The sequence below is a fragment of the Candidatus Lokiarchaeota archaeon genome (genome assembly GCA_014730275.1).
Taxonomy (GTDB): Archaea; Asgardarchaeota; Thorarchaeia; order Thorarchaeales; family Thorarchaeaceae; genus WJIL01.
The window spans coordinates 1-24312 of the sequence record WJIL01000064.1; the positions used below are offsets into that span (position 1 = coordinate 1).

A 24312-nucleotide genomic window follows, 5' to 3' on the forward strand; every position below is an offset into this window, starting at 1 on the left:
ACTAAGAATCGCCGTAGAAAAAGCATTCAAAGCCTTGGGGAATCAGAAGCCGCCCTCCTTGTGGTAGTGCAGGGGCGGCCTCGACTCTTTATTTGCCCCTTTGTAACATATCCTGATACTCTAACCCGATCATGACCTCTTTCTCATATGGCTCCCGACTACAATAATAGCTGCAATAGCACCCACTGTTGCAATCAAAAACACAATGTTTAGCAAATAGCCATCATCTATGCGACCACGAACCCCAACTATGTGAAGAACACCCAAAATGGCGTCCATAATCAAAGACACAAAAATTCGTTTCTTATCAATCATCTCTTCAATACGCTCCTCGACCCATGAAGATGTCTGGCTTGTTCCTATGAAAGGAAGGTGGATGAAGGAGAAACCCGAATGAAGTTGGGAAAATGTGACGAGATATTTATTGCCAGCAATTAGTTTGGCTAGTTGTAAAATCTTATTACCAATACACATTCGTGATGAATTTAGGTGCTCAGACATGAAATCCATGCCTCTATGGGAATAAAATCCCCCTCACTCATTCTTAACGAGCGCTTCCTATTCTTATGGAATCTCTGCATATTGTCGTTCGAACATCACATGTCCGAATGCTAGGGACAACTATGGTGGAGAAACCTAGACACAAAATACCGTAGAAATCAAGAAATCTCAAAGGCATTTGTCAGCCAAAAATGCCAAGATTCCTGTGAAACAACTTTTCTTGGATAACTCATATAATTGTCGAGGAATTTGCATATAGATATAATCTTTGCTTGTGGAATGGCCCTGTGTAAAAAGTCATACTGATATATCGGATTGACACACATTACTGTTCCGGATTGTCTGTATTCGTGCATAGGAATAGAGAATTAACTACTCATCTTGTCTTCTCACACTGATTCGGGCGACTTCTTCCACAGAGCTTTGTGGAATCGTAGGCGGAGGGTTATCTTATCAGTCGCCAGACTCCTGTCAGGCGCTGCCAATCCATATTCCGAAGACGATAGAGTTATTATGAATCTTAAGGGGTTTCGCAGAAAGAGGATGTGAGTTCCGCTGCTGACTGTATCGACTGAACTCGTGATGGTCTTCGCAGTTCTAGCTGTGACACTTGTCCTGTTTGTTGTTAACCGTTGGCGTTATGATGTTGTAGCCTTGTTCGCTCTGTTGACAATCGCGCTTGTGGGTCTCATACCCTTCGACCAAGTGTTCTTGGGCTTCGGCCATCCTGCGGTGATCACAGTTGCAGCCGTGTTGGTTATCAACCGAGGACTGGTCAACTCGGGTTTCGTCGATATCATCATCAACTGGACTCTTCGAGTCGGAGACAACATGGTTTTTCAGATTCTTACGCTCACCGGGTTGGTGACGGTGCTTTCGGCCTTCATGAATAACGTGGGGGCATTGGCGCTTCTCATGCCTGTGGCAATTCGAATGGCGAGGAAGAGCGGCAAGTCCCCTTCCCTTTTCCTCATGCCGCTAGCATTCTGCTCAATGCTTGGTGGTATGATAACGCTGATCGGCACTCCTCCAAACATAATTATCGCAACACTTAGGGGTCAATACGGTGTCGAACCCTTCCTCATGTTTGACTTCACCCCAGTTGGTCTGAGTGTCGCTCTTGCTGGATTCTTGTTTATGTCACTGGTCGGATGGCGTCTCGTACCTCAGCGGGAGGGAGAGAAGGTTGAACCCTTCTCTCTTGTTGAAGACTACATAACCGAGGTCTATGTGCCTGAGGGTTCCAAGATGGTTGGGAAGCGTATCCGTGACCTTGAATCGGCAGCAGAAGCTGATGTGGCAGTGATATCCCTCGTACGCGAAGACGAGCATTTTCGTTCACCCTCTATAATGAGAGGTCTGAAAGCAGGTGATAGTCTTGTTGTCAGAGGAGAAGCCACAGATCTGAAGATGCTAATCGATGCTGGCGAACTCAGACTCATAGAGAGGGAAGGATCTGACAGAGGGGTCCTATCACAGGATGATTTACATGTCGTTGAGGCTGTGATAACGACAGGCTCGCCTTTAAGCGGCAAGACTGCACGACAATTGAAGATGCGTAGTCGTTTTGGTGTGGATCTTCTCGCTGTATCGCGCCAAGGAAGGCGGTTGAGAGCTCGGATTGGTGATATCCGGTTGCGGTCGGGAGACACCTTGTTGTTACATGGGCAGCCGGAAGAGATGTCTGAAATCTTGACTGAGCTTGGATGCCTCCCACTGGCTGAGAGACACATAAGACTGGGCAAGCCGCGACGTGCGCTGTCTGCTATCATCATCTTTGGAGCGGCACTAGCAGCTACGGCAATAGGTCTGCTACCCATTCAGGTTTCCTTTGTACTTGCTGCTGTTGGCATGGTTGTATTGGGATTTGTGTCTCCCGACGAAGCTTACAAGAGCATCAACTGGTCTGTCATAGTTCTACTCGCTGCCATGATCCCAGTCGGACACGCACTGGAAACCACAGGAGGTGCACAGTTAATTGGTGACATGTTTCTAGAGGTAGGAGGAATTCTGCCTCCTGCTGCATTCATCGTCATTCTGATGGTGGCGACTATGCTTCTGTCATGTGCCGTGGATAACACCGCTGCAGTAGTTTTGATGGCTCCCATAGGTGTAAGCATTGCATTGGCATTAGGTGTATCGATAGACTCTTTTCTAATGGCGGTGTCCATTGGAGGTTCAAGCGCTTTCCTAACACCCATCGCGGATCAGTCCCATGCTTTAGTTATGGGGCCAGGGGGTTACAGATTCACTGACTACTTACGGCTAGGTCTTCCTCTGCAGATCATCATTTCCCTGTTAGCAACTCCACTAATCCTGTGGTTTTGGCCTCTTTAGACAAGTTTCTTGCAGTCCGCTTCAACTGGCAGGTCTTGATTAGGAATGTGAAAGGTAGAATGGTGCTCACTCTTTGGATAGAACGAGTGGCAATCTGTGTTTCGCTTGCGAACCAGCCCGAATTGTTGTTGGCAGACGAAGTTACTGGAGAGCTGGATACTGAGACTGCAGCTATAGTCATGGACGCTTTGCGAAAGACAAACCGTGAATTCGGTACAACGATTGTCAACGTCACGCATAACCCACGGGTAGCGGAATATGCTGATAGGATTCTGAGGATCAGAGACGGCCTAATCGAGGGGCAGAAACACACTCTGTACGGGGATATAACAGAGATCGATGCGAAAGGAAGAATGGTGATTCCTGAGGCCGTGAGGCGCATGGCGGGTCTTGAGAAGCGAGTCGTACTCAAGGCGACATCTGAAGGCCTCCTGGTAAGACCACTTGAAATGGACGAGGAGAACGAAGAGTAGCTGGGTCTTTGTTTGTGGCTGACACGTAGATGAGTAGAAAGTGCTCAAAGACCGCTATTTCTGTTCGAGATATCCCATCCTTCTAGCAAACAGCACGTACACGCCTACAAGGGCAATGGCTACTCCTATACCGATGATCGGGTGGGTGATATTGGGATTATCCAAGGGGCCGTTTTCAACCCGAACCATCCCAAGCCAGAACGGATCTCCGCTTTCACCAAGAATGTCAGTGGCAACAATAGAGAGATTGTACCACCCATTTGGGTACTCATATGTGTGCCAGACAATACTAATATCCACATCACAGGTATTTGTTTCGGAAAAAAACTGTTCGCTGGCTACTGTTCCGTTAAGAAGCAGTTCCGCTTTCTGTATAGGAAAGCAATCGTCTGCCGCGCCCGCATCTATTAGCACATTTCCATGTACAGATCCGCTAAGACGAAAGGCATGTACATAAGGGGGGTTCGTATTTTTCCGTATGTCAATTCTCAATGTTGCCTCTCCCATCATGTAAGGGGTATCTGGAGCTTTTGAGAAGTACACATACCATTGGGCTTGTTTTGGTGCTGTGAAATTCCAATAGTAATGACGTTCTTCGTTACTGGAGTAGTTGCTCTCCTGGTATGTTTTATTGGCAGTTCCACCGTGCTGTAAGCGGTAATGATTAGCCTGGTCAACTATAAAAGACTGAACGCCTTTGCCTGCGATAATATCGAAAAAGCAGGCCATAGATTCTTTCGCTCCCAGTGTAATATTGTACCAAATGCTTTCACCTGCACCAAGCTGAACGTGATTCTGAATCATTACGTCTGCATGGACTGGTTGAGAAGTTTGGGCAGAGATAGTAGGAAAGATGAGTAGTAACAAGGTGCTACATACTGCAAGTATTCTCATGCCCATTTGACCACCGTAAACGAATGCACCTTTTGAACTTATAAGCCTTCCAACGATTCCTCTGAGTAGGGGGCTTTTACCCAGAATACGTGATGAATATCTTTGAGTCATGCCGGTTTAGAGCTTTGCTTCGCGTCTTGTCCCAACTTTCACTTCAATATCCACCTCTAATCGAGGAACTGCTGATAGCTGACCTCCACACGGATTGTGAGCGTGCAGTCTGTTTCATTGGTTCCTTCTTCGAAGAACTGCACCGCCCACGTATAGTTGCCATAATTGTCACCGATATTATAAAATCCTCCTCCTGCAGACGGGGCATCCCGGGTGATGTGAACGCTTGTTCCACTTATAGCTTGGGCCTTTGCTTCATCATCTAAATTCCTGAAGTAGTCTAGGGTACATGGCAATGCGCCGGCTTTTGCGCTGAGAGGTTCAGGACAATTCCCCCAATTGATGATAGTGGCCAGAACTTCCACGGCGTTATCTCTTCCGCTCGGTGGTTTGGGAATCTCTACTTGGCCACAAAGCCATTCTCCTAGCTCAATCATGATACCGTCCGCCGGGCTCGCATATAGCACGCCTTCGCTGCCATTATTCTCAGTGGGGACATCGTACATACCAACAAGTGGAATCACCAGCCACAAAATCACGAATCCAATAACTGCTCCCTGTCGTTGCTGCTGAAGCTTCTTCCGCAATTCCTTCAGAGATCGTCCCATGTGTTGCACTTTCGTCTCTTCATCTTCAGGTTCTGTTTCTTCCCTGTCATTCAAGAATCTCTCTGTTTCGAGGAACCAGCGCTTCACATTCTCTCGAAACAGGGGGACGGTTCCACCATTGAATAGAAATGAAATCCCCAGCAAGACCGCTAGAGGAACTATGAGATCGCCAAGGTTTACCGCAATGCTCATTTGATATATCATTTGACTTTCGTTCATGAATTCGTGGCGAGATAGCAGGACAGCTAGGAATCTGAACATATGGTAGAACCCGTACAACGACTGCTCGCCATGTGCTGCTGGGGTTTGGGGAGTTGGACCAAAGTATAGCCCTGGCATAACACATACTGCGGTATTAAAGAAAACAGCACCTCTCCAATCATCAATCAATGTTGTGGAAAAAGCAACTATGGAGCTAAGTATCCATGAGAGAACAAGAGCAGATACCAGTGCAACTGGAAAATCCCAGAGTATGACGAAGAAATCGAGGTTGGGAATGACCTGCGCGGCCATAACGAACGATACGAAAATCAATCCAGCGTACAGGAAGAAGCTCATTGCAAACAGGGCAAATAGCCGCACGACGAAAACCAGGAATGGACGATGATCAGCAGCAATTACCCGCGATAGCAAAGCCCGCGACTTCTCTGTGGCGAACAACAAAACGGCCGCCAGTGAGAATGGAATTCCATGAAGGAGAATAGTGGCAGATAGGTTTGTAGCATAGAATAATGCACCGAAATACCCTGTACCCGTTAGGATAGGAGATAGCAATGCCACAGCGAAACTCGCTATAGATGCAATAATCCATACTCCACATAATCTTGGCGAGATTTTCACGGTTTCTGCAATTCCCATATTGGATTCGACTTGTCGAGAGGTCATACCTGTAGAAACCCTCCTAACCGGCATGACTTGGTGTTAGCCGGCAGAACTTATAATTTATTTGGTATTATTAAGTTAGATACCCATACCTACACTAATCGACAGACTGGTATGAAGAATAATAAAAATAGTTCACTTTCAATGCCCTTAGAGGGAGATTTGAAACTTCTTCTTCGCAGAACGACGGGGTTTTCCGTTTGAATTACACGGTTCCCCCAATCGAATCAATGAATAATATCACCTCGTGGAGGATTCAAAGAACCTGAATCTTCAATTTTCCGGATTATTTGTTTCAGTATTTCATGTCCAATCAATAGGAATTGTGTTGGTACATTAGAGTATTGATGAATCAATGCGATGTTCTCTTTATAAAAACTTGAACTATACTCCCAAGAATTCTGATGATTCAGGCTTTCACCTTGACACCTAAGTTGATATGACTAGAAAAAGCTGAAGTTTATACATGAGTATGATCAATAATTACTGTTAATTGTTAAAAAAGAAAGGAGCTGCCCTTTGGCACCTCCAGACCATGTTGTATTACTGGCTATTCAGGAGTATCGGAAGTCCACATAATTCGGTTCACTATCAGTAAAGCCGGGTCTGAATGGTCAGTGCGCGCAGTCACCCTGACTTTCCTGCAATTATAGTGGATATAGACCTTTAGTGCGACAGCAAAGTAGTATGTATGTCCATATGTTAGATCCGTCGTGAATATCTCTGTATTGGATTCATCATCCAATTCCTGCTCTATGTCATCCCATTCCTGAGATTGTTGCGATTTCTTCCAAGCCACTGCTTCTCCCAGTTTGTCACCATCAGCATCAAAAAGATAGAAAACGATTGATAACGTTACCTTAGCGTTATCTGCTGTTTGAAGCCGATAGTCGATATCCCAATTGGCATAAAAAGCCCAGTTAGCGGTCCATGACTGACTCATCGTCTCAGATCCTGAAACCCAAGCCGCGGACCAAGTCCCACCCCAATACAAATATGGGAAGTACAGACGATTAACTTTAATCTTGCATTTGCCTGAGCTAGCTTGGGCGGTTACAACAGCGAAACTCGATGCATTCTTCGTATCCGATCCAGCATATGGTGCCGTGTCTTCCCCATAGAAAGAAGCGCTAACACCCGAAATCTGTGCACCAAATACTATTGCCAACAAAACGAATACCAATGCCAATGTCCTCTTTTTCATGAGGTTATTTCACCTCCTTCCACTTGTGTGACTTGCGTCACCATCTAGGAAAGGGGTACGGCGCATATAAACAATTAGAGTGCTGTGTCCATTTCGGGCTCTACGAGAATGCTCTTAGAATGGCTCCACAGAACACAGGAAGGGGCACGAATGACAAATTATCATAATAGCAGGTCTCATGACGGTATTCTATAATGAACGTCAAGAACAAGACAGAATACAGTCTGTAATCGTAACAAATGGACAAATCACATCTGTAGAGTGTACACGTACTACCGAGTATGGCAAATACAATCAATGGTGTACTTAACCATGGTCCTAGCTGTCGTGACATTGCTGCCGGTCTATGGTTATCCCAACTGAACACACATTGGGCACCTGCGTCTTCAAATGCCTGAGCTATATTTGTATCCTTATCTACCCACGGAAATGGCCATATCGTTGGGTGGTTGTTGGCAGCCGTACTCAGATTCCCGTCCATGAAGGCCTCCCATGCCACGTTCCACCCTTCTAGCAGCTCCGGGTCGCTACGCAACTCTTCTTCGATGGTCTCAAAGAGCAGCGGTACGCCAAAGGTCCCGTAGGCGAGCTTGTTGATCATCAGGCAACCCCCCGCTACAACGTTTACGGCGAACCCTATAGCCGCGCCCATCGAATTTCCAAAGGTCGTTGTGCTGGCCTATCCGGCCGTGCTTTATTGTGGAGTACTTCCTACTAGATGCATCTGGTCATGGTTGTTGATAATTCGAAATGTAGCAGTAACATGGTTGCACATTGTTTCTTGACCAGTGGAGTTCGAATCGGAGTGTCGTTTTCTCCAAGGAGTATCCGATTCTGATTGATTATTCTATTGTTTCTTCCAATATGTCAATGAATTCTTCGAATTGTTTCATGCCCTTTTCCCAGAACTTCTTGGATAATATGTCGAAGCCAAGTTCCTCTGCAAGCTCAGCAGGCGATTTGCTCGACCCTGCAGCAAGTAATGCCTTCAGCTTTGGAACGAACTCGTCACCCTGCTCTTTATACAGTCGATAGAGGGCATACACGAACAATTGAGCGAAAATGTATGGGTAATTGTAGAATCTATACCGCGGGATAAAGTAGTGTATTTTCATAGCCCACTCCCATCGCATTTCTGGTAGCCATTCTACCGCGTCACCGTAGATTTTGTCTCTTGCATCTGTCCACAATGCGGCCACGGTATCGCCATCAAGGAACTTGCCTTTATCGATCGTGTCATACATGCTTTTCTCAAAGAAGACACGTGCCGAAACCTGAAACGCGGCCATTCCGAATTCATCAAGAATGGTAGCGAGAACAGCCTGTTTCTGTTCCTTAGATTTGGCTTCTCTTAGCAGACGCTCGGTAAGCAACAACTCCCCGAAGATGCTGCCACACTCAGCAATGCAGCTACCAACTTCACAATTCGACGGTTTCTGCTCTCGTGCCATCAGGTAATCATGCACAGCATGTCCATTCTCGTGAGCAAGCGTGTAGAGGTTCCCCATCCGTTTGTTATAACTGAGTAGAATGTACGCACTTTTGCCTGCGAGCCAAGAAGCACAGAAGGCACCTGATCGCTTACCTTCCCTCACTTCAGCATCGATATGCCGGTTCTCAAACATTTCATCTACCCAGGACCCAATCTGCTCGTCGAAAGAGCTGTAGGCCCCAACAACTTCATTGCGCGCTTCTTGCCAGGAGTATTCCTTCTCGGGCGCGTCTGGCAACGGTGCGACGATATCCCAGTTGCCAAGTTTGTCGAGCCCCATGATTTTCGCTTTGAGTCGTAGGTATCTCCGGTAGATGTCCACACTGTTTTCTATCGTGTCCATAAGGGAGTCAACAGCTTCTTTCTCTATGTCATTAGCAATGAGGCTCTGCGTCATTGGCGAAGGATAGTCACGGATGTCGCACATCTCAAGATGATCAGAACATACTGCACGAATTGCACTGGCCCAAATGATTTCATCTTCGCCCAGATTGTCATAGACGATTTGGTTGGCTTGTTTCCTCAGATCACGGTCTGGATCTTCATAGAGCCCAATTATCTCGCCGTAGGACATGGTGTTCTTTTCGCCATCAACTTCGATTTCGAATTTTCGAGTGGATAGCCAGTCGCCCTGCAATTGCTGCCATGCATCGATACCGTTCTTATCCTTCGTGATGATGAGCTGCTCTTTCTCCTCGGAGAGCATGTATGGTACTTCACGCTTAATCTTCTCGAGATAATGCTGATACTCTGATACCTCGGGTGCATTTACGATATCAGGATTCTTGCTCAGCAGCTTGCCAAGCTCAATATCCTTGAATGCGAGGGCTTGCCTGAACTTCATTCTGGCCCTTCGAGCAGCATCATTGAGCTGTTTCGATATCGCATCTGTAGAATCAGCAGCATACCGCAAACTGGCGAACATGCCTGGCCCTTCATGCTTCAGGACCAATTCATCGTACTTTTCGAGCATTTCAACCAGTTCTTGGGCATTCATATCTTCGATTTTTCCGCGGTACTTGTCACGGAATGCTTCTGCGTCTGAGACTGCTTTCTTCAGTTGTTTCTCAATCTTCCCAGGCCAATCTGGTTCCTCTTGGAGACCTTCAACTTGGATTTCAGTTGGCTCCAGTAACTGAAAAAGATCCCAAATCATCTCTTCTTTGGACATGGCAATTCGCCATTTTCAGGTTCAGGCTACATCTCTTATGAAGCCATCGAAAGGTTGTACTTGCCGCATTGTGGATGTTCTCACTCTGATGCATTTCTCTCGGACTCTCCCCTGTATTTGCTCTCCTCGAAAGAGAGAAAGATGAGGACAAAACACATCGAGATTCCAACCCCAACCACAACGATGTTTACAATTGTTCCAAATGCACGGCTGGGTTCAGACAATAGCAGTTGAACTTGCCAGTATGCAAGTACAAGAAGTAAGCAAATACAGAGCAACCAAAACACAGGCCCACGATCCATAAGCCACTTTCTAAGATCAAATCCGAAGACACGGGGCGCTACCAGCCGGAAGAACATGTACAAGAAAAAAGTGACTGCAGTGATTACAAATAACAGGATTGCATCCATTCCATCACAGCGTTCATAGAGTCTCCCTGCCATTTTATTAGCATATCGTACAATCTCACTCCAATGCGATATGTTCTCTAATCTTCTTCCAGGAGTGTTTTCTTTCGTCTGGGTTTCTGGCTTCTTCTGAACAGGACAATCGCAACTGCAATTAGAATCGTAGAAGCAGCCGCAACCGCTATACCGACTAGTGATTGAATTGACTGAATGCCTCGCCCGATTTCAAATGGACCAACAAGCGTTTCAGAGGAGAATGCATGAAAAGAAAACACTCCGCTCTCATTTCTATATGCTCCATGAACAGCCAAGCTGAAGTATGATTCTTTGCCACTCTGACTTCCAGTCATTCTGAATATGTGACTCATTTCAGCACTTGAAGAACCAGTTGCAATAGGTGAAACCTCATAATCGCGTATTGCAGCCAAAACAAGATCTGTTGAATCCACCTCTGAGGTATGAACGAACAAGGCAACCCGTGTGATATTGACTTCACTGATGTTTTCTTGGAACGGTGTTACTTCGATACTAACATTGACTGTTTCATTGAAGGGTGTGACCCATGGTGTATCTGCTTCTATGCTCACAGCCACACTCACTCCATCATCTGAATACGTAACTGGGTCGAATTGCGTTGCAGGCATGAGCAACAGATACCCTGTCACGGCCAACCAGAGGAACACCGATAATTTTCTCACTTTGCATCACCTACAATATCATCTATTTTGTAACGATGTCGTTGAGCCAATCCAGAACTTGTGAGTAGGCGTCGATTCGATTCTTGAGTTTAGACAAACCATGCCCTTCATCGGGATACCGCAGGAGCTCAACTGGAATTCCCTTGGCTTTGACCTCTTCGTAGATTTGAATAGACTCAGACAGCGGAACGCGCTCATCATTCTCTCCCTGAATTATGAAAAGCGGGCATTCGATTTTGTCGACCTTGTGTATTGGAGAGATCTGCTCTAGTATCTCTCTATCGTCTTCGAGACTTCCGTATTCTGCCTCTCTAAGGCTTCTCCTCCAATCTGCAGTGTTCTCCAAGAAGGTCACAAAGTTGCTTATTCCAACGATGTCCACCGCAGCAGTCCACAAATCCGGGTATTCAGTGATTGAAGAAAGCACTGCAAAACCTCCATAGCTCCCGCCATAGATTATCAATTTGTCACCGTTGATTGATTCCACATCGGTCTTGAGATGCGAAGCAAGTTGCTGGATGTCATGTGTAGAATCCAATCGCTTTTCCACGTTATCAAGATCCATGTATTTTCGACCATATCCAGTGCTACCCCTTATGTTAGGAGCAATCACCGCATATCCAGAAGACAGCATAAATTGTATAACGGGGCTGAAACCAGGTCGAATTTGAGATTCGGGACCACCGTGGATAACCAAAATCGCTGGCCATCCATTCTCAGGCATTTGACCTTCTGGGAGATATCGGAAATAAGGAACCGTCAGCGTATCGAAGCTTTCGTAATTTTCAAGTGATGCATCTACGAATGAATTGGGGTCGAGCCCGGCGGTATTGACATCAGTTGCTTTCCATGCAAGACGATCATCTAGTTCCACAACCCAGACATTGGTAGGCTTATTTGGTGCACTCAAGGTCAATGCAAGATAATCTCCATCGGGAGAAACGCTCAGCCCACTCAGGAACGACCGTGCATCTCCTGACTCCACGACTCCCTTCAATGGAGGATTTATTCGTTCTAGGTCCTCAATAGAACCATCTTTCTGGAACTTCCCGCGGTAGATCTCGCTGTAACCTTCCACATTTTCTGTGAAATACGTGAAAGGATCCCCGTTAGCATACGCAATTTCCTCTACTTCATGTTCAAGTGGAGGATCTGTGTCTTCTATAAGCTTGAATGTTCCATGTAGACTTAGAACCCCCAGACGTCTCTTGTCAGACTCCAAATCGCTCATGACCACGAGGGTATCAGAATCAATCCATCTGGCTGATTCCCAACGTACGCTTTTGCCCTTTGACAGCTCACCTGTCAGGCTACGTACAGTTTCCTCTTCGGTATCGAGGAGAAGCAGCTCTTGATCCACATTTCCACGATACTTATCCAGAATCACTTTCGAATCATCAGGTGAGGGAGTTCTGGGTATCACTATGCCTTCATCTGGCTTGAAAAGAAGCTCTGGTTCAGATGATGAGAGCGGAATCCTTCTTCTGTAGATATCCAACCGAGATTTGTCTTCAATGTTAGCAATGTAGTAGATGGCGTTTTCCGTTGCGTGAGCGAATTCATGCTTTGCCTCCAAATCATCTGAAATCCACTGCATATCATAGCCATCGATAAGCCCAAACTGAAAATTCTCATCACCGCCATAGTCTCTTGCAAACATCAGGGTTCCATCACTAAGATAGTGGGGGTCCGTACATCGATCATCTTCAAAGGTCAAACGAGTAGGCCATAGGGGTTTCCCGCGTGTAATATCCGCAGTATAGATTTGATAGAATCCAGGAGCATTGTATGCAAAAGCAATCCGCTTCTTGTCTGGGTGCCATACAGCACCACCAGCAGTCTCAACAGCAAGATACCGTTCGAAAGAGCTTCCAGAAGGCATGTCATGATAATTGTCTGAAAAGGGCTTTGAGTGTTGTGATTCTAGAAGTTTCGTTCCCGAAATGTCTCGATTTGTGATTTGACTTCACGCAACCCTTATTTCTCAGAATTGCATATACCTAACCGGAGATTGTGTGAAATGGGCGAAGGTGTTTCGGAAGGTAGGGGATTCTACATTTCTCCTCCGCGACTTGCAACCACAAACTTCGTAGTTCTTTTTCTCATAGCATTATTCAAGTCCGAACTGGTCCTCAGCATTTGGAGAATGGCTCTCTTTGTAATCGGCTTAGGCTTAACAGCTGCGTTCATCTATTCACTTTTCAAGACCTATCAGATTCCGCAGACTCGAATGGCCCCAGAAGAAGTTAATCTCTTGATTATGTATGGTCCCTTTGCCACCGTCAGACATCCCAACTTCACTGGCATCCTCCTGATGAATATCGCCTTTTTCTGCTTCTTTCCAACAATCTGGCTTCTTCCGTTCATTTTCCTGTTCTCTGTAGTATGGCATCATGAAGCCAAATATGAGGAATCAGTTCTTACCGAAAAGTTCGGCGAGAAATACAAGGAGTACATGGAACAAACGGGCATGTATCTTCCGAAACTAGAATAGACAATGCAAAAGCTTCAGGAAGTAATCTAAATCTGGTATAAACGGGGGCAGACCTATGTCCTCACAAAGGGTATATCGAAAAACTGCATACTTTACCTGAAAATTGAATTCTAAGGAGGGGTGATAACAATGCGATATGTAGGTCATGATCTCTGTCTTTCTCATCTTTCATTTCCCAGCAGAGAATCCGTGAAACAATTGATGGTTGGTTGGAAACTGAGGAGGAAAGCGATTACGAGCACGAGGAAAAGCATTCTCAAATATCATTTTGAGGAAATTATGGCTGAATTCATTGATGCAAACTAGAATAGCCTATGGCATTCTGACATGTATAGGAATTATTTACTTGGGACTATATACTGACTCTTAGTCATTGTCAGCTTTGGAAATTGTCACTATGTTTCTCGTTATTATTTTTGCAATTCGTCTATACCGCTTTTCGCCATTCCCAGACAAGGCAATCATCAAAATAGAGATTAGACGATCAGAATTAGAGCTTTCTTTGGATGCGTCAGACAATGATGTTGCTGAAAGAGATTTTGATTCCATCATAGAAACACTGGAAACCAATTTGTCAGATTCTGGATCCTTTTCCAGCTGAGATCCATCCCGCTTCTGAAGCCTTGGAAGGACTGGATTGTTTTCGACGGAGGAAATCTAGTAGAGAGGGCGCTACAATAGGAAGCTCTATCTTGTTGTCTATTTTCATGTCCTTCTACTGGTGGCAACGTTGAATCTACCTATAATCATCGTACACGGCGGAGCAGGAAAATGGAAAGATGAACGCATACCAGTTGGACTTGAAGAAGTCCAGAAAGCTGCGAAAGTCGGATTCAAAATCCTGCAGAACGGAGGTACGGCACTTGATGCAGCAGAGGGTTGTACAGTATACATGGAAAGCTGTGGAAATCTAAACGCAGGGATAGGAGCTCGGAAAACTATTGATGGAATCAGAGAACTCGATGCTATGATCATAGATGGATCAAAACTCGAATCAGGAGCAGTCATGGCGGTAAAAGGTGTGCGTCATCCCACACCACTTGCTAGATATGTTATGGAAGAAACCAAGTACAATCAAATAGCTGGTGAAGGAGCAAGGCTGCTTTACCAAGAGATGATCAGTAAGGGATATCGAGAAGAAAGCGAACCCGGATATCCTGAGCCAAAAATCAAGGTAGAAGGAGGAGATACAGTTGGCTGTGTTGTTGTGGACAAAGAAGGAAAAATAGCTGCTACTTCATCAACCGGAGGTATTTCTGATAAGATTCCTGGGCGCGTTGGAGATTCACCGGTCTTTGGTGCTGGTGCATACGCCAATGATGTAGCCGGGGCCACCGCTACAGGTTATGGCGAACACATAGTCCGCGTCCAATTGACTAGGATGGCAGTGCTTTATATCGAACAAGGCATGGATGTACAAACAGCCTGTGATAAAGCTGTAAATCTGTTCGAAGAAAAAACAGGAAGTGAAGCAGGAGTTATCGCTGTGGACCGCGATGGAAATCATGGCTGGGCCCTAAATACCAAAGCAATGCCTTCTGTGGTTATTTCCGATTCGATTGATAACATGAAATCCGAAACCTTCTATGATCAAGAGCCAAATTCAAAGGAGTGATTAAGTAGAATGCCGAATTCCAAAGAGCTGGACGAATACATCAAGGGTGGAAAGGCCATTGTGTGGCCCAAGAGATTCGCCGTAACAAAAGCTGAAGAACCAAACTGCAGTTGTTTTGCAGTTATCCAAGATTATAATGAAATCACCCTCATTGTTGAAGAAAAGAAACTAGATACCGTTCCTGCCATCGAAGTTGAGCGTGGGTGGCGCATGATTACCTTCGATATGGTTCTACACTTTGGTGTTGTAGGCTTCTTGGCTCGGATAGCTCAAGCTCTTGCAGAAGCTGGAATACCCATCTTTACATTATCCGCTTACTCAACAGATCACATTCTCGTTAAGCAGGATAACCTTGACAAGGCAGTTTATGTTTTGGAATCTCTAGATTTGATTGTAACAGAACAAGAAGAGATGTAGATGTCAGATACCTTCTACTCCGAAGATGTTTCCTTCAGAAAGCGCTCTATAATTGATGAGTAATCGTTGTACGTACGGAGGCCGGGCAGTCTACCTACGGGTTCACCATTCTTGAAAACCACTACCATAGGAACTGATTGTACGCCAAACTGCTGTGCGGCACGCTGGTTTCTATCGATATCGATTTTGCCGATAAAAGCCTCGCCTTCATAGTCCTGAGCTAAGCGTTGAAATATCGGCGTTAGAGCCTTACAGGGACCACACCATTCTGCAAAGAAGTCAACTAAAGCAATGTTTGTTTTCTTGAGAGTTGACCAGAAATTTTGTTCTGTTAAATGTTCAACAGTCCCCTTTGCCAACGGCTCTCGAACTTCTGACTGTTGAGAACGACGGATGAGCTCTTGCATCTTCCGCTGTCTGATTTTGGCAAGTTCTTCATCTTCGGTCATTGTCTTCAACACCGCGTGTGCATCTGACTTGCACAACCGGTAAAAAGTCTTTGGAAAGTCCCCATTCCTCCCCAGAATTTCAAACCTGTGTCACATTCACGAGAAAAATTGCATCAAGATCAGTATATGAGGGGGTATTGAATACGAAGCAAATGACATATCTACCATTCATTTTGTTGAGTCCCCAGTTGTTATATGGCAATAACCATGCCAAAAGACTCAGGAAGAATTGAGAATGGCGGAAGGCGAGAGAATCTATTATGCCATGATACTTGCCTGCATGTTTTTCTGGGGCGGCAGCTGGGTATCAGGGAAGATCCTAGTAGATGTTGCTCCCCCGTTTACGATTGGTTTCTTTCGATTCTTGATTGCCTCTCTGCTTTTCGTGCCGCTCCTATTCCTAAAACGGAATTCTCTTGAGACAAATCTCTCCCGAAGAGACTACGGATATATCGTCTCTCTTGGACTCACAGGCATCTTCGGCTATGGTATTCTCTTTCTTACCGGTATGCGCTTCACAACGGCTGCGCAGGGTTCAATAATAGCTGGCGTAAATCCAGCTTCGGTCAGTCTCTGGGCACATATTATACACAAAGAGAAGCTAGGATCCAAGTGGCGCTATATTGGCTTCATTTTGAGCTTCCTCGGGATTGTATTTGTAATCGGGGTGCAATCCCTCATCAATTTCAGACTAGAGTATCTGATTGGCAACCTCATCATCTTGGGAGCGATGATCCTGTGGGGAATCTATTCCTCTATAGGCAAGTCTGCTATGAGGAACATGACCTCAATTCAGGCTACAGCGGGTGGAACGTTTGTAGGAACTGTGTTCTTCGCAGCAGGAGCCGTAGTTGAAGGTTTCTGGACTCTACCCGCTATGGTAGACCCTTTCTTCTGGTTACAAGTTGCGTTCCTAGGCATACTTGTGACATTTGTTAGTTTTCTATTCTACTTCCATGCAATCAAGAATCTGGGGGCTACGAGAACAAGTGTATTCATCAATCTAGTGCCCGTATTTGGCACAACTCTTTCTATTCTGCTTCTCCATGAACCAATCTATTGGACATTCATCGTAGGCTTGATTTTAGTTGTGATAGGTATTCTCATCATAAATTATCCCGAGACAGATAGAGAGCGAACATATCAAGCAGCTCTCACAACGCAAGACACATAATGCAGAATCAAATTCTTTCTTAGGTACCTGAAATACCGTTGAGGGTGCATCAAGCATGAATGCCTATGAAAAGCTGCTCAAAGAATACCAGGATATTGTTGTAATTGGTTCTGCTCAATCCGTAGTTCACTGGGACTTGGAAACGTACATGCCTCCAAAGGGCGTCAAGCAAAGGAGTGAGCAACTCGCATTGCTGAGCAGACTTGAACATAGAATGATAACCAGTGACAAAATAGGAAAGCTGCTGGATGAAGCAGAAAAAGACATTGAAGACATGTCTCAAGAGCAGAAACGAAATCTCCATCTTATTCGGAGAGAATACGACGAAGAAACTGCCTTGCCTGAAGAACTCGTAGGAGACTTGAGCAAGCAAAAAGCAATTTCAGTTGATACTTGGAAAAAGGCGAAGGCCAAGAAAGACTGGAGCGTATTCGAGCCCGAACTGAACAAGACGATAGATCTTTCCGTTGAGAAAGCTGAGATTCTGATGGATATCAAGGGCACAGAGTCGATTTATGACACAATGATCGACGACTTTGAAAAAGGAATGACGAAAGAGAAGATTGCATCGGTGTTCTCTGAACTCAGGAAGGGACTAGTTCCATTGACCCAGAAATGTGCAGATGTATCTTCTGATGTTAAAACAGATTTTCTCAAGAGAGAGGTACCAATTGAAATACAGAAGAAAATCGCTACGGATTTAGCGACAACCATTGGCTACGACACAACATCAGACGAAGCAGCAGGTCGAATAGACCCCACCGAGCATCCATTCACAACCGGTTACTATGACGATGTTAGGATCACTCTCAACTACAAAGAGAATAACCTGGTCGGGATGATGTATGCTGCTCTTCACGAAGGCGGCCACGCTCTCTATGAGCGCAATATGAATCCGGACTGGAAATATCAGCCTATAGGACAAGCTGCAAGCTTTGGAATCCATGAAAGCCAATCAAGGTTCATAGAGAACATGCTTGGCAGGTCACCAGAGTTTTTGGATTACTATTATCCTCGTTTGAATGAGCTCACAGATGATTTGTTCTCCGATATTGACAAGTCGAGGTTCGCCAAAGCTGTTAATCTCGTAGAACCCTCCAAGATAAGAATCGAGGCGGATGAAGTTACATACTCGCTTCACGTCATCATTCGTTTTGAGATTGAGAAAGCACTTTTCGGAGGAGAGGTTGAAATATCAGAGCTTCCCCAGGTCTGGAATGATAAATACGACGAGTACCTCGGAGTCGAAGTCGCAAATGACTCAGAGGGTGTCATGCAAGATACTCATTGGGCCTCGGGCTACTATGGCTACTTCCCATCTTATGCACTAGGCAACGTCTACGATGGCATGTGGTTACAAAAGATAAACAAAGACATGCCCAAATGGCAGAAAAACCTAACTGAGGGCGAAGTGGTTCCAGTTGTTAACTGGCTAACCGAGAATGTACATCATTATGGTTCACTATATGATCCTGCAGACCTGATAGAGGAAGTCGTTGGAGAGAAACCGAAGGCAAAGCCATTTCTGAGTTACTTAGATGAGAAATATGCTTCCATATTCGGCTTTTGACACAAGAAGAATCAAGGCATCACCATGTGGAATATTGAGTCGTTTGAGGTTCAATCTGCGCGGCCTTGAATATGAGAGCACATGCCGCACCAGCTACCAGACCACCAAGATGTGCGAAATAGGCTGTGGCTGATGTGTCCCATAAAAGGAAACCAAACACAAGTTGCATGACTGCGAAATACAATACATATCTTCTTGCACTCAGTCTCACCAAGAAATATCCCAGAAGGACTCTCAGTTGACGTCTGGGAAAGAGCAAACCGTATACCGCTATGAGACCAGCTATCGCTCCTGATGCACCAAGTGTAGGTATGGTCAGCGAAGCAGGAGCAAAAAATGAAAACAGAGCATGAAGGAGAGTTCCAACAACTCCAGACACAAGATAAGTAAATAGGAAGTACCAATGACCCAGAGAGCTCTCACAATCGTCAGCAACTACATAGAAGAATAGCATGTTGAAGAAGATGTGAGTTGGACCTCCGTGCATAAACATCGAAGTAAAGATCGTCCAGAGCTTCTGTCCAGCGAAGAACTCTGCTGGAACAAATGCCCATTCAAGTAGAAAATTGTCATCAAGCAACTGCAGCACAAACATGACTACATTCAGAAGGATAATCACTATCGATACATACTGTTTCTTGAACGGAACCTGGTCATCTCGCACTTCCCATGCCATTTTTCTCATCCAGCTGTTGTTGATAACCGCAACTCGTAAGCATCCCTCTTTAACAGTTCGATTTACAGAGACTCTTGTTTTCTCAAAGTTTCAAGAAATGCGCTAAGCCATGGACATGCTCGGCGCTACGATTGGTGACTACGATTATGACGGTTTAGATGACCGGGATGAGATTGAACTAGGTACAGACATCCATAACGTCGACACGGACTGCGATAATCTGAATGATGCTTTTGAAGTAAAGATTGTCACTGAGCCGCTCGATCCAAGTGATTATCCCGGTGCTCAAACCGCAACTACCACAACAAGCACTACTTCGCCTCTTCCAGATGAGCTCCGGTCAATTATGCTCGCCCTTGTCATTGGTGATGTTGGTATTAGAGCAGTTGTTGTGGTAATCTTCGTTTTGACAAGGCGACGCATGAGCTCCTAAGAGCGTCGAGGGAGCGAAGATAAAAGGAGTTCACACCAAAGAGAGTCCAGTTGCCAATTCCTCTCATGCTTTTCTAATTCAAAGCGGGTTATAGTCCTATGCCGTAAGATGAATTCCTTTTCCAACAATCTCACGTGCAACGAAACTACTCGAATCGCTCAGGAGGGTATTGAACTCGCTTTCTCGATAGATATGCAATTCGAAGGTCAAACCAAGTTTGAGATCTTGGACTCGTTCCATGATATCAACCTGCATCAATTCTGTTTCATCAGACAGAACTACACAAAGGTCAACGTCACTGTGGTGCATAAACTCATCATTAACGTAAGACCCAAACAGCCAGATGTTTTCTACAGCATCTAGCTCGCTTAGATGCTCTGCTGCTTGTTTGGTCTTCCTCATCACTTCATCTTTGGCTTTTGGCCAGAACACTTTCACAGAATCTGATAATTTCTCGCGCAGCTTTTGTTGCCTCCTGTGCTTCTTTCTTGTCAAAGGCCTCTCTTGGGGTTCCCGCTGGAAGACCATTTGGATATCTTGCAGGTATGTAAAGACGGTCCAATTCACGTGCATATGATAGGATTTGATCGTTTGGATTAATCTCGTCAGGCAGCTTGTCCAACAACTGAGCAATCGAATGACCCCAAGCCTCTGCACCCAATGACCGAAAAATCGCTTTCACAGCCATCTCTGCAGATTGCTGGGCGGCAAAACATGCCCAATCGTAGTGTTCGAGGTCTATACTATCCTCGGCATGTTCAAGGTCGGATTTGGCTTGTTTCATCCAGTCCTCAGCTCGCCTCAATCCAGATACCTCATTTGCCAGTTACGATTATTGCTTATCAATTCTTACAATAGGGGGGAATGGCTCTGCGTTCCCATACATTCATACAATTTTCTTAATACCTGAGGCAAACTTCTACAAAGAATGACTGCTGATGAATCTCTACCCAAAAAAGGAAAAACCTGTTTTGGTTGCTCTTTGGTTGTTTTTTTCTTCATTCTTATAACCGCGCTTGATTTGCTACCAATCTTCAACGTACAGGGCACGGATCCGGGCGAAGGAGGTCACGAAGCTTCTGCGCTGACTATTGGTATTGGAATTGCACTATTCTTTGGCCTCGTCGCCATTCTCTATGCAGGTAAGAAATCCAGTAGCTAAGGTTTTTCAAATGCTGGCGGAACAGTCCATCCATCAATTGCATAGATTTCATCCATTGCCAAACAGAGCATGCTACCACTGCGTTTTATACTACAACATGGCTTCTCTCCGATGACTTCCTTTTTTTGCGGTGAGTTATCACGACCGCAGAAACTCTGAGTATGTAAGTAAATGGAAAACCCCTTGATCTACTATGAGTTACGTGAGTTCTGGGCCTGTCTCTTCCCTTTCATGTTTCAATTTCATTTTTCCTTTTTCAGATACTTTATTTACGTAATTAGCTATTGTTAATAAAGGCGTATGACCATGGGCAATGAGATTAGAGAAGTGAAATGGAAGAAGAGAAGTCGTTCCACCCAAGAAGGAGCAGGAGTACTTGTAAGACGTGCCATAGGGCATCAAGATACTGATGAACTAGATCCATTTCTTCTGTTAGATGAGTTCGGTTCAGAAAGCAAGGGCGATTACGACGCGGGTTTCCCCTCACATCCGCACCGAGGGTTTGAGACTGTGACATACATGCTGGAGGGGAAGGTCGAACATGAAGATAGCACGGGACGAAGTGGGATTATCGGGCCCGGCGATATTCAGTGGATGACAGCAGGTAGCGGAATTATTCATTCAGAAATGCCACAAACGGAGAATGGAGGATTAAGGGGGTTACAGCTCTGGGTGAATCTTCCAGCCGAGAAGAAGATGACACAACCCACATATCGAGGCTATGACAGAAGTTCAATTCCCGAAGTAGAACCGTCAGAAGGTGTTAAAGTAAAAGTAATAGCTGGAACGGTATCTGACGTGGAAGGACCAATTCAGGATATTGCTATTAGACCCGAATATTTGGATGTGACAATGCAACCTGAATCCGAGTTCCGGCACACAGTTCCAGAAAAGCATACAGCTTTTGCCTACATGCTCGATGGCGAAGCTGAGTTTGGGAAGAAAAGAAAAAAGGCGTCTGCTCGTGAATTGGTGGTTCTTGAAACAGGAACAAAAGTATTGGTTAGAACCGATGAAGGTCTTACTCGTTTCATACTGGCTTCCGGAAAACCTCTTGGAGAACCAGTAGCTTGGCGTGGTTCTGTTGTGATGAACACACAAGAGGAAGTCCGGCAAGCATTCAGTGAGGTGAGGAATGGTACCTTTGTCAAGGCTCAATGAATGAGATGGCAGTGTTATCTTCCATCGATTCCAGGAATAACCGTTGTATTTTTCAACTGGAATAACATTCAGCATTACGACCAATATGTGTAAGCTATGGATGACCAAACCCAGCAATTCGTTACAAGTGAATTACTTTGCAATAGCTGGATTCGAGCCGCCAATAGATGAACTAGGAAACGCTCTGACCGATTTGGATTACGAGATTAGAACTAGCTTTTCATCCGATAAGGCTGATCTGACGAGAATCGTTAAGGAAGACAGCGGGATTCTGCTGCATGATTCAATAGGCGGTGGAGAAAGGTACCTAACAGGAATTGCCTTGCCACTTGCATCTAACATCCCCCAGCTCAGACGAAGCTGGAAGATCTATAGAGCCGCAGCCATTATTTTCGTTATATACATAGGAGCCTTGCTTGGTGTTGCTCTTGCTGGACTGGGCGTTCGGGGAGGTCCTAGACCATATCTGCTTGAATGGCTTACAGATAGCTGGATTCCTCTCGCTGGTGTAGGCATTCTGCTCTTGGTAGTGTCGTACTACTTCGCATTCAAATTCAATCAAATCAGTTTGCCAGATAGAAATCATGCTGCTGCTGAGATGGTTCGTTCTGATTTGGAGCATGTTCTCAGCACAATCTGCTCAGAATTTGAAGGCGAGATGCTTTCCGGAACAGAAAAGGCATATACGCCATGGTATGATATTCCTAGCATTTTGCCAGATTCGGCTTTCGAGGCATTCGATCAGCTGATTGAAGTAGTAGAGGGGCTAGACAAAATCGATGGGACTATCCTAGATATCAACCAGGCTGAAATCCCACAAGACACCCTCCGAACGTACTAGGGAGCGGTTTCCGCACTCCAATCTCGGAATATTGCTTCAAATTCAATAACAGATACTATGTCAGAAATGAGAAAGCGCATAGTTTTTCTGGAACGCGTAAATAAGTAGTATCGTCCAAAATGTGCAAATTGTGGTTTACTGAGCCAAGCAAATCCTTAGGCCTGAATTACTTTGTAATCGAAGGGTCCAGATTCTATATGGACGAATTTCGCACAGTCTTGGCAAATCTCAAATATGATTGTCCTATCGACTTCATCTCAGCCGAAGATGGAGTCTGTCAAATCTCCAAGGACAATTGTGCTGTTCTGCTCCATACGCCAACAATTGGGGAAGAGAGATACATAGCCGGGCTCGTATCTCCAAATATAGATAATCCTGCCCCTCTTAGATGGAATACAAGACTACAAGGGTTCACTATCTGGCTCTTGACTGGGGACTTATGTATAATCACATTGATGATAGTCTTCGCAACGTTTTCTGGGACACAAGCGATGACGCAACTTGAAGAATTCTTTACGCAAAACATAGCCATTGTATTTGGAATACCTCTTTTCCTCTTTGGAGTACTCTCTTTGTTGATGTTTCTATTCAATAGATCAAATATACCAGAACAGAATCAGGAGGCTGCAGAAATGGTGCGTTCAGACTTGAAAGAATCTCTAGAACAACTCTGTTCTGAATTCCACACAGAGGAAATCGAAACCACGCAGGAGTTACCAAAAGAAATCGATCAAGCCTTAGAGAAACTCCTTTCAGCAGCTGATACTGTAGATAAACTCCCTACATCTATTTTGAATATAGATCTGCCACCAGCAGAAGACCGCGCATATCGTAGCTATGGGTGAAATATCATTTCGCTGCACAATTCTAGGCTGATAATCAACAATCACCCTTTTGTAGCAAGTACCTCATAGAAACCCTTCTCCTCATATGAAATGAGTTTCAGAATTTCAAACTCCAGACCTCTCAGTTTGTCCGACATTTCGTCAGGCATTCTAACGCAGAAAAAGCGATTTTCCGAAACAAAAATGCCATTTCCTTTGGAAATGAAATTCTCCTTTGTTTTCAAGTGAGTTGGGGAGAACTGACCGACCAGCAAGAAAGAGCCTGAACGTAGCTGGGCAACAGATTGGAAAAATCGTTTTTGATCGTTCCTACCGACATGCTGGCTAGTGTAGTAGTCTATGACGATATCGTACTCATTGAGGTGATATTCAAATTCCTGCAGAGAAACCTCTCTCAGATCAAACTGAGATTCAGGAATCTCTTCATTCGAAAACTTCGCTCTGCAAAGCTCAAGAGCTCTTTGTGAAATATCAATACCAGTAACCCGAAGTCCCTTCTTCAAAAAGGGAAGAGCGGCTTCACCAGTTCCTATTCCAATATCAAGCAGATGCATATCAGGTTCCGCATAATCCAGAAGAGCCTGTAGCCCTTTGAAATGAGAATATCCTCTAGGATACATCGAGCGCCAGATATCGCCCTGTCTGTTGTATGTCTCCTTCCATGATTCTTCTTGATTCGCTACCATACCCGGACCAC

General features: G+C 45.1%; 28 protein-coding genes. 14 read left to right on the forward strand and 14 right to left on the reverse strand.

Annotated features, from left to right (window positions below; genetic code table 11):
• Positions 1-129 precede the first annotated feature (129 nt).
• The gene (locus GF309_06775; protein ID MBD3158480.1) at positions 130-501 is read right to left on the reverse strand and encodes a hypothetical protein; all 372 of its coding nucleotides are present in this window, start codon (positions 499-501) and stop codon (positions 130-132) included.
• A gap of 582 nt (positions 502-1083) precedes the next feature.
• Here GF309_06775 and GF309_06780 point away from each other — a divergent pair.
• Both GF309_06780 and GF309_06785 read left to right on the forward strand, forming a co-directional pair.
• The gene (locus GF309_06780; protein ID MBD3158481.1) at positions 1084-2838 is read left to right on the forward strand and encodes an SLC13 family permease; all 1755 of its coding nucleotides are present in this window, start codon (positions 1084-1086) and stop codon (positions 2836-2838) included.
• 59 nt (positions 2839-2897) lie between these two features.
• Entirely contained in the window at positions 2898-3311 is a 414-nt protein-coding gene (locus GF309_06785; GenBank protein ID MBD3158482.1) for a hypothetical protein, read from the forward strand.
• 54 nt (positions 3312-3365) lie between these two features.
• Here GF309_06785 and GF309_06790 read toward each other — a convergent pair whose 3' ends face one another.
• The 8 genes from GF309_06790 to GF309_06825 form a co-directional block, all read right to left on the reverse strand.
• Positions 3366-4211: a hypothetical protein gene (locus tag GF309_06790; protein MBD3158483.1), complete on the reverse strand. Its 846-nt coding sequence runs from the start codon at positions 4209-4211 to the stop codon at positions 3366-3368.
• A gap of 161 nt (positions 4212-4372) precedes the next feature.
• On the reverse strand, positions 4373-5809 hold the full coding sequence (locus GF309_06795; protein ID MBD3158484.1) for a hypothetical protein: 1437 nt from the start codon (positions 5807-5809) through the stop codon (positions 4373-4375).
• A 547-nt stretch (positions 5810-6356) separates the two neighbouring features.
• On the reverse strand, positions 6357-7010 hold the full coding sequence (locus tag GF309_06800) for a hypothetical protein (protein MBD3158485.1): 654 nt from the start codon (positions 7008-7010) through the stop codon (positions 6357-6359).
• Between the two features lie 100 nt (positions 7011-7110).
• A complete protein-coding gene (locus GF309_06805) occupies positions 7111-7611 on the reverse strand; it encodes a hypothetical protein (GenBank protein ID MBD3158486.1) in 501 nt (166 codons plus the stop codon).
• A gap of 241 nt (positions 7612-7852) precedes the next feature.
• The gene (locus tag GF309_06810; protein MBD3158487.1) at positions 7853-9673 is read right to left on the reverse strand and encodes a hypothetical protein; all 1821 of its coding nucleotides are present in this window, start codon (positions 9671-9673) and stop codon (positions 7853-7855) included.
• 80 nt (positions 9674-9753) lie between these two features.
• On the reverse strand, positions 9754-10116 hold the full coding sequence (locus tag GF309_06815; GenBank protein ID MBD3158488.1) for a hypothetical protein: 363 nt from the start codon (positions 10114-10116) through the stop codon (positions 9754-9756).
• Positions 10117-10160: 44 nt separating this feature from the next.
• Entirely contained in the window at positions 10161-10778 is a 618-nt protein-coding gene (locus GF309_06820; GenBank protein MBD3158489.1) for a hypothetical protein, read from the reverse strand.
• 22 nt (positions 10779-10800) lie between these two features.
• On the reverse strand, positions 10801-12660 hold the full coding sequence (locus GF309_06825) for a prolyl oligopeptidase family serine peptidase (protein MBD3158490.1): 1860 nt from the start codon (positions 12658-12660) through the stop codon (positions 10801-10803).
• Between the two features lie 138 nt (positions 12661-12798).
• On the opposite strand from GF309_06825, the gene GF309_06830 reads away from it, so the two are divergent.
• The 5 genes from GF309_06830 (at position 12799) to GF309_06850 (ending at position 15304) form a co-directional block, all read left to right on the forward strand.
• Positions 12799-13272 carry a hypothetical protein gene (locus tag GF309_06830; protein MBD3158491.1) on the forward strand — a complete coding sequence of 158 codons (474 nt, stop codon included), beginning with the start codon at positions 12799-12801 and terminating at the stop codon, positions 13270-13272.
• Positions 13273-13401: 129 nt separating this feature from the next.
• Positions 13402-13578: a hypothetical protein gene (locus GF309_06835; protein ID MBD3158492.1), complete on the forward strand. Its 177-nt coding sequence runs from the start codon at positions 13402-13404 to the stop codon at positions 13576-13578.
• Positions 13579-13645: 67 nt separating this feature from the next.
• Positions 13646-13873, forward strand: coding sequence for a hypothetical protein (locus GF309_06840; GenBank protein MBD3158493.1), 228 nt, complete (start codon positions 13646-13648; stop codon positions 13871-13873).
• Between the two features lie 117 nt (positions 13874-13990).
• Complete coding sequence (locus GF309_06845) at positions 13991-14887, forward strand: asparaginase (GenBank protein ID MBD3158494.1); 897 nt, start codon at positions 13991-13993, stop codon at positions 14885-14887.
• A gap of 9 nt (positions 14888-14896) precedes the next feature.
• On the forward strand, positions 14897-15304 hold the full coding sequence (locus tag GF309_06850; protein MBD3158495.1) for an ACT domain-containing protein: 408 nt from the start codon (positions 14897-14899) through the stop codon (positions 15302-15304).
• A 14-nt stretch (positions 15305-15318) separates the two neighbouring features.
• Here GF309_06850 and trxA read toward each other — a convergent pair whose 3' ends face one another.
• Positions 15319-15753: a thioredoxin gene (gene trxA, locus GF309_06855; GenBank protein MBD3158496.1), complete on the reverse strand. Its 435-nt coding sequence runs from the start codon at positions 15751-15753 to the stop codon at positions 15319-15321.
• A gap of 235 nt (positions 15754-15988) precedes the next feature.
• Here trxA and GF309_06860 point away from each other — a divergent pair, with 235 nt between their 5' ends.
• A complete protein-coding gene (locus GF309_06860; GenBank protein MBD3158497.1) occupies positions 15989-16927 on the forward strand; it encodes an EamA family transporter in 939 nt (312 codons plus the stop codon).
• A 55-nt stretch (positions 16928-16982) separates the two neighbouring features.
• Positions 16983-18497, forward strand: a complete 1515-nt coding sequence (locus tag GF309_06865; GenBank protein MBD3158498.1) for a carboxypeptidase M32 — start codon at positions 16983-16985, stop codon at positions 18495-18497.
• Between the two features lie 19 nt (positions 18498-18516).
• Here the strand turns inward: GF309_06865 and GF309_06870 are convergent, their stop codons facing one another.
• The gene (locus tag GF309_06870) at positions 18517-19182 is read right to left on the reverse strand and encodes a rhomboid family intramembrane serine protease (protein ID MBD3158499.1); all 666 of its coding nucleotides are present in this window, start codon (positions 19180-19182) and stop codon (positions 18517-18519) included.
• 100 nt (positions 19183-19282) lie between these two features.
• Here GF309_06870 and GF309_06875 point away from each other — a divergent pair, with 100 nt between their 5' ends.
• Positions 19283-19606, forward strand: coding sequence for a hypothetical protein (locus GF309_06875; GenBank protein MBD3158500.1), 324 nt, complete (start codon positions 19283-19285; stop codon positions 19604-19606).
• Between the two features lie 96 nt (positions 19607-19702).
• Here the strand turns inward: GF309_06875 and GF309_06880 are convergent, their stop codons facing one another.
• Both GF309_06880 and GF309_06885 read right to left on the reverse strand, forming a co-directional pair.
• Positions 19703-20134 carry a hypothetical protein gene (locus GF309_06880; GenBank protein MBD3158501.1) on the reverse strand — a complete coding sequence of 144 codons (432 nt, stop codon included), beginning with the start codon at positions 20132-20134 and terminating at the stop codon, positions 19703-19705.
• Positions 20013-20411 carry a HEPN domain-containing protein gene (locus tag GF309_06885; GenBank protein MBD3158502.1) on the reverse strand — a complete coding sequence of 133 codons (399 nt, stop codon included), beginning with the start codon at positions 20409-20411 and terminating at the stop codon, positions 20013-20015. The genes GF309_06880 and GF309_06885 overlap by 122 nt, the downstream gene beginning before the upstream one ends.
• Before the next feature lie 123 nt (positions 20412-20534).
• Between GF309_06885 and GF309_06890 the strand changes: the two genes are divergently transcribed.
• From GF309_06890 to GF309_06905, 4 genes are all read left to right on the forward strand, one after another.
• Positions 20535-20768 (forward strand): hypothetical protein, encoded by a 234-nt coding sequence (locus GF309_06890; GenBank protein ID MBD3158503.1) that lies wholly within the window; start codon positions 20535-20537, stop codon positions 20766-20768.
• Between the two features lie 300 nt (positions 20769-21068).
• Positions 21069-21929 carry a pirin family protein gene (locus tag GF309_06895; protein ID MBD3158504.1) on the forward strand — a complete coding sequence of 287 codons (861 nt, stop codon included), beginning with the start codon at positions 21069-21071 and terminating at the stop codon, positions 21927-21929.
• A gap of 100 nt (positions 21930-22029) precedes the next feature.
• Positions 22030-22770 (forward strand): hypothetical protein, encoded by a 741-nt coding sequence (locus tag GF309_06900; protein MBD3158505.1) that lies wholly within the window; start codon positions 22030-22032, stop codon positions 22768-22770.
• 119 nt (positions 22771-22889) lie between these two features.
• Entirely contained in the window at positions 22890-23615 is a 726-nt protein-coding gene (locus tag GF309_06905; GenBank protein MBD3158506.1) for a hypothetical protein, read from the forward strand.
• A 41-nt stretch (positions 23616-23656) separates the two neighbouring features.
• Here the strand turns inward: GF309_06905 and GF309_06910 are convergent, their stop codons facing one another.
• Positions 23657-24301 (reverse strand): methyltransferase domain-containing protein, encoded by a 645-nt coding sequence (locus tag GF309_06910; protein MBD3158507.1) that lies wholly within the window; start codon positions 24299-24301, stop codon positions 23657-23659.
• Positions 24302-24312: the final 11 nt, after the last annotated feature.

Excerpts from the sequence above, each read along its gene's own strand:
- GF309_06775 (MBD3158480.1), bottom strand. The coding sequence starts at position 501 with ATGTCTGAGCACCTAAATTCATCACGAATGTGTATTGGTAATAAGATT.
- GF309_06780 (MBD3158481.1), top strand. The coding sequence starts at position 1,084 with ATGGTCTTCGCAGTTCTAGCTGTGACACTTGTCCTGTTTGTTGTTAAC.
- GF309_06785 (MBD3158482.1), top strand. The coding sequence starts at position 2,898 with ATGGTGCTCACTCTTTGGATAGAACGAGTGGCAATCTGTGTTTCGCTT.
- GF309_06790 (MBD3158483.1), bottom strand. The coding sequence starts at position 4,211 with ATGGGCATGAGAATACTTGCAGTATGTAGCACCTTGTTACTACTCATC.
- GF309_06795 (MBD3158484.1), bottom strand. The coding sequence starts at position 5,809 with ATGACCTCTCGACAAGTCGAATCCAATATGGGAATTGCAGAAACCGTG.
- GF309_06800 (MBD3158485.1), bottom strand. The coding sequence starts at position 7,010 with ATGAAAAAGAGGACATTGGCATTGGTATTCGTTTTGTTGGCAATAGTA.
- GF309_06805 (MBD3158486.1), bottom strand. The coding sequence starts at position 7,611 with ATGATCAACAAGCTCGCCTACGGGACCTTTGGCGTACCGCTGCTCTTT.
- GF309_06810 (MBD3158487.1), bottom strand. The coding sequence starts at position 9,673 with ATGTCCAAAGAAGAGATGATTTGGGATCTTTTTCAGTTACTGGAGCCA.
- GF309_06815 (MBD3158488.1), bottom strand. The coding sequence starts at position 10,116 with ATGGCAGGGAGACTCTATGAACGCTGTGATGGAATGGATGCAATCCTG.
- GF309_06825 (MBD3158490.1), bottom strand. The coding sequence starts at position 12,660 with ATGCCTTCTGGAAGCTCTTTCGAACGGTATCTTGCTGTTGAGACTGCT.
- GF309_06830 (MBD3158491.1), top strand. The coding sequence starts at position 12,799 with ATGGGCGAAGGTGTTTCGGAAGGTAGGGGATTCTACATTTCTCCTCCG.
- GF309_06835 (MBD3158492.1), top strand. The coding sequence starts at position 13,402 with ATGCGATATGTAGGTCATGATCTCTGTCTTTCTCATCTTTCATTTCCC.
- GF309_06850 (MBD3158495.1), top strand. The coding sequence starts at position 14,897 with ATGCCGAATTCCAAAGAGCTGGACGAATACATCAAGGGTGGAAAGGCC.
- trxA (MBD3158496.1), bottom strand. The coding sequence starts at position 15,753 with ATGACCGAAGATGAAGAACTTGCCAAAATCAGACAGCGGAAGATGCAA.
- GF309_06860 (MBD3158497.1), top strand. The coding sequence starts at position 15,989 with ATGGCGGAAGGCGAGAGAATCTATTATGCCATGATACTTGCCTGCATG.
- GF309_06865 (MBD3158498.1), top strand. The coding sequence starts at position 16,983 with ATGAATGCCTATGAAAAGCTGCTCAAAGAATACCAGGATATTGTTGTA.
- GF309_06870 (MBD3158499.1), bottom strand. The coding sequence starts at position 19,182 with ATGAGAAAAATGGCATGGGAAGTGCGAGATGACCAGGTTCCGTTCAAG.
- GF309_06875 (MBD3158500.1), top strand. The coding sequence starts at position 19,283 with ATGGACATGCTCGGCGCTACGATTGGTGACTACGATTATGACGGTTTA.
- GF309_06880 (MBD3158501.1), bottom strand. The coding sequence starts at position 20,134 with ATGGTCTTCCAGCGGGAACCCCAAGAGAGGCCTTTGACAAGAAAGAAG.
- GF309_06890 (MBD3158503.1), top strand. The coding sequence starts at position 20,535 with ATGACTGCTGATGAATCTCTACCCAAAAAAGGAAAAACCTGTTTTGGT.
- GF309_06895 (MBD3158504.1), top strand. The coding sequence starts at position 21,069 with ATGACCATGGGCAATGAGATTAGAGAAGTGAAATGGAAGAAGAGAAGT.
- GF309_06900 (MBD3158505.1), top strand. The coding sequence starts at position 22,030 with ATGACCAAACCCAGCAATTCGTTACAAGTGAATTACTTTGCAATAGCT.
- GF309_06905 (MBD3158506.1), top strand. The coding sequence starts at position 22,890 with ATGTGCAAATTGTGGTTTACTGAGCCAAGCAAATCCTTAGGCCTGAAT.
- GF309_06910 (MBD3158507.1), bottom strand. The coding sequence starts at position 24,301 with ATGGTAGCGAATCAAGAAGAATCATGGAAGGAGACATACAACAGACAG.